This is a genomic window from Ornithinimicrobium sp., assembly GCF_030537745.1.
In the GTDB taxonomy this organism is placed as follows: Bacteria; Actinomycetota; Actinomycetes; order Actinomycetales; family Dermatophilaceae; genus Ornithinicoccus.
The window spans coordinates 44,405-48,761 of sequence record NZ_JAUNVI010000015.1; the positions used below are offsets into that span (position 1 = coordinate 44,405).

Sequence of the window (4,357 nt, forward strand, 5' to 3'; positions counted from 1 at the left end):
CTGGCCCGCCCGGCGTAGAGCCGCATAATCATGCGCTGTCCTGTATAGTCACGCCCCGTGACCAGCATTCCAATGACGCGCGCGGCACGGCACCAACGGATCGCAGATCTGTTGGAGCGCTACGCGGTCGGGTCCCAGGGCAAGCTGCTGGCCCTACTCGCCGAGGACGGGATCATCGTCACCCAGGCGACCCTCTCCCGAGACCTCGTCGACCTCGACGCCGTCAAGGTGCGGCGTGGACGCTCCCTCGTGTATGCGGTGCCCGCCCAGGGCGGTGACACCACGCCCCAGCCGGCCCAGGACTTCGCGAAGGTGTCAGCGCGGCTCAACCGGCTGCTGCAAGAGCTGCTGGTGAGCGCGCGCGCCGTGGGCAACCAGGTGGTCCTGCGCACTCCGCCGGGGGCGGCGCAGTTCCTCGCGTCCGCCATCGACAGGAGCGACTCGGGCGACATCCTGGGCACCATCGCCGGCGACGACACCATCCTGGTCATCACTACTGACCTCGACGGCGGATCGGCGACCGCCCGACGCCTGCTGGCCCTGGCGGAGCCTGAGGGCGACCACGACCCTGCGTAGGCAGAGCCAGTTGGCGATAGAGGAAGATGAGGGCATGACTGTCAGCCTGTGGGGCGGCCGTTTCAGCGGCGGCCCGAGCGATGCCCTCGCGGCGCTCTCCAAGAGCACGCACTTCGACTGGCGCCTCGCGCTCTACGACCTTGCCGGTTCCCGTGCCCATGCGCGTGTCCTGCACGCGGCCGGGCTGCTCTCCGACGATGAGCTGAGCACCATGCTGGTCGGGTTGCGCGGCCTCGCTGCGGACGTCGGCTCGGGGGATTTTGTCCCGGGCGAGGCCGACGAGGACGTCCACACCGCTCTCGAGCGGGGGCTGATCGAGCGGGTCGGACCAGAGGTAGGCGGTCGACTGCGTGCGGGCCGTTCCCGCAACGATCAGGTCGCCACACTCTTTCGCATGTATCTGCGCGATCAGGCCAGGATCTTGTCCGGGAAAGTCCTTGACGTCGTCCAGGCGCTCGTCGACCAAGCTGCGCGCCACGCCGAGGTGGCGATGCCGGGGCGGACGCACCTGCAGCACGCTCAGCCGGTCCTCCTCGCGCATCACCTGCAGGCCCACGGATGGGCGCTCCTCCGGGACGTCGAGCGCCTCCGTGACTGGGACGTGCGTGCGGCCGTCTCGCCGTACGGCTCGGGTGCCCTCGCCGGATCGTCGCTGGGCCTGGACCCCGAATCCATCGCCCACGACCTGGGGATGGCGCGTCCCGTCGAGAACTCGATCGACGGGACGGCGTCACGAGACTTCGCCGCCGAGTTCAGCTTTGTGCTCGCGATGATCGGGATCGACCTGTCGCGGCTGGCTGAGGAGGTCATCCTCTGGTCCACTGCCGAGTTTGGATTCGTCAAGCTCGACGACGCTTTCTCGACGGGGTCGAGCATCATGCCCCAGAAGAAGAACCCCGATGTCGCGGAGCTGGCACGAGGCAAGGCCGGGAGGCTGATAGGCGACCTTGCCGGCCTGCTCGCCAGCCTTAAGGGCTTGCCGCTGGCGTACAACCGAGACCTTCAGGAGGACAAGGAACCCGTCTTCGACGGGATCGACACCCTGGACGTGCTGCTGCCCGCCGTCGCGGGCATGGTCGCGACGATGACCTTCTTCCCGGAACGGCTCGAGGAGCTGGCCCCGCAGGGATTCTCTTTGGCCACAGACGTGGCCGAGTGGCTGGTACGTCAGGGCGTGGCCTTCCGGGTGGCGCACGAGGTGGCCGGGGAGTGCGTGCGGGTGTGCGAGTCCAGAGGTATAGGGCTGGAGGACCTGACGGACTCCGACCTCGCAGGGATCAGCGAGCACCTCACCCCGGCGGTGCGAGCTGTCCTGACCGTGGCTGGCTCCCTCGCCTCGCGCAATGCGGTGGGAGGCACCGCGCCGGTCCGGGTGCACGAGCAACGTGCCCACCTGCTCAAGGCGCTGGCCACCCTGCGGCCCTGGGTGCAGGAGCTGCCGGTCGTCCGTGACTGAGCACCCGCCCTCGAAGCGGTCTGGTCCATCTGACGTCTCCCGGCCTCGCCTCGTCACCCCCGACCGGGAGTTCTTCGGCAGATCCGCGCTGGCGGTGGCGCCTGAGCTGCTTGGGGCGCACCTGCGTCTGGGGCCGGTGACGGTCCGGCTCACCGAGGTTGAGGCGTATGCGGGCACGCATGACCCCGGATCCCATGCCTTCCGAGGACCGACCCCTCGCACCCAGGTGATGTTCGGCCCGGCCGGGCACCTCTACGTCTACTTCAGCTACGGCATGCACTGGTGCTGCAACATTGTGTGCGGTTCCCAGGGTGAGGCGAGCGCAGTGCTCCTGCGTGCTGGGGAGGTCGTGCAGGGGCAGGAGGAGGCGCGGACCCGGCGCGATGCCGCGCGTGCCCGCCCGGCTCGCCCCCACGAGCTCGCGCGCGGACCGGCGTGCCTGACCAGCGCCCTGGATCTGGGACGCCAGCACGACGGGCTCGACCTCTTTCCCCCTGCCGGCAGGAGTCCCGTCGGGATCCAGGTGCTGACCACTCCCTCACGCGTGGTCAAGACGGGCCCGCGCGTCGGAGTCTCCGGAGAAGGTGGCGATGCAGAACGATATCCGTGGCGGTTCTGGCTGCCGGGCGAGCCCACGGTTTCGGTCTATCGCCCTGCAGCATCCCGCCGGCACCCTCGCGCCACGAGTGACTAACCACCCTTAGGGTGGACCGGGGCGTCGGTTTGCGATGTACCCAACGATGACGCACCACCGACGAAGAATGAGAAGGACCAGACGTGAGCACCGGAGCCGACATCCTCGACGACCTGCGCTGGCGCGGACTCATCGCCCAGACCACCGACGAGGACGACCTGCGCGCGCACCTCGACGAAGGGCCGGTCACGGTCTACTGCGGCTTCGACCCGACCGCTCCGAGCCTGCACTTCGGCAATCTGGTCCAACTGATCGTGCTGCGCAGGCTACAAGCGGCCGGTCACAAGGTCATCTGCTTGGTCGGTGGGTCGACGGGGCTCATCGGGGATCCCAAACCGACGGCCGAGCGGGTTCTCAAGACCAAGGACCAGACTGGCGCCAACGTGGCGCGGATCAAGGAACTGGTCCGGCCATTTCTGGATTTCGACGGCAGCAACGCAGCCATCCTGGTCGACAACCTGGACTGGACGGCGCCGATGAGTGCCCTGGACTTTCTCCGAGACATCGGTCAGCACTTCAGGGTCAACCAGATGATTCGCAAGGACGCGGTCGCCGCCAGACTGAACAGCGAGGTGGGGATTTCCTACACGGAGTTCAGCTACCAGATCTTGCAGGCATTGGACTTCCTGCACCTCTTCCGCACCCACGGGTGCACGCTACAAACCGGAGGTCAGGACCAATGGGGCAACCTCACAGCCGGGGTGGACCTCATCCACCGCGTGGAGGGTGCCGCCGCCCACGTCCTAACGACCCCCTTGCTCACCGACGAGGCGGGCAACAAGTTCGGCAAGTCAGAGGGAAATGCCGTGTGGCTGTCGGCGGACATGACCAGCCCCTACGCCTTCTACCAGTACTGGATCAATATCCCAGACTCCGAGGTCGCCAAGCTGCTGCGCGTCTTCACTGACCGCACACCGGAGGACATCGCCGAGCTGGAGATGGTGACACTGCAGACGCCGCATCTGCGTCTCGCGCAGCGCGCGCTCGCCGCGGATGTCACCACCCTCGTCCACGGCGAGCACGCGACCGAGCAGGCCGACACCGCCAGCCAGGTGCTTTTCGGCAAGGCGGAGCCAGCAGCCCTGGACGCGGACACTCTTCGGGATGCCACGGCAGAGCTGCCAGGGGCAGATGTGCAGCCGGGAGCCACCGTCGTGGAGGCGCTGGTGCAGATCGGCCTGGCCGAAAGCAGAGGCGCGGCTCGCCGCCTCATCGGCGAGGGTGGCGTGAGCGTGAACAACGTGAAGGTCACTGAGGTCGAAGCCGTCCTGCAGGAGGCCGACTTCCTGCACGGTGCGACTGCCCTCCTCCGCCGCGGTCGAAAGCACCTCGCGGCGGCCCGCAAAGCTCTGTGACCAGCGGATTTGGTCATCTGGCGGTAGTCAACTAGTCTTGCTCTTCGCCAGCCGACAGGGAGGCACGGACACCGGAAGGTGGCCGGTCCCGGGTGAGGCACAACCACCGAAGCGACACTGCCTACGGGCAGGGTGCACGGATTTGACTTCACAGAAGTCAGGCTGGTTAAATGAATGAGGAACGCCCCGCATCGCGCCAAACCAAAAAAGTTTGCCGATGAGGTGTGTGTCCGATCCTTGAGAACTCAACAGCGTGTCATTTTTTGATGCCAAGTT

4 protein-coding genes are annotated in these 4,357 nt (G+C 67.1%); all 4 read left to right on the forward strand.

Annotated elements, in window-relative coordinates:
* The first annotated feature begins 72 nt into the window (after positions 1 to 72).
* Positions 73 to 576, forward strand: coding sequence for an arginine repressor (locus Q4P07_RS05295; protein WP_303373859.1), 504 nt, complete (start codon positions 73 to 75; stop codon positions 574 to 576).
* A 34-nt stretch (positions 577 to 610) separates the two neighbouring features.
* Positions 611 to 2,032, forward strand: a complete 1,422-nt coding sequence (gene argH, locus Q4P07_RS05300) for an argininosuccinate lyase (RefSeq protein ID WP_303373854.1) — start codon at positions 611 to 613, stop codon at positions 2,030 to 2,032.
* Positions 2,025 to 2,726 carry a DNA-3-methyladenine glycosylase gene (locus tag Q4P07_RS05305; protein WP_303373855.1) on the forward strand — a complete coding sequence of 234 codons (702 nt, stop codon included), beginning with the start codon at positions 2,025 to 2,027 and terminating at the stop codon, positions 2,724 to 2,726. The genes argH and Q4P07_RS05305 overlap by 8 nt, the downstream gene beginning before the upstream one ends.
* Before the next feature lie 83 nt (positions 2,727 to 2,809).
* Positions 2,810 to 4,081 carry a tyrosine--tRNA ligase gene (tyrS, locus tag Q4P07_RS05310; RefSeq protein ID WP_303373856.1) on the forward strand — a complete coding sequence of 424 codons (1,272 nt, stop codon included), beginning with the start codon at positions 2,810 to 2,812 and terminating at the stop codon, positions 4,079 to 4,081.
* Positions 4,082 to 4,357 lie beyond the last annotated feature (276 nt).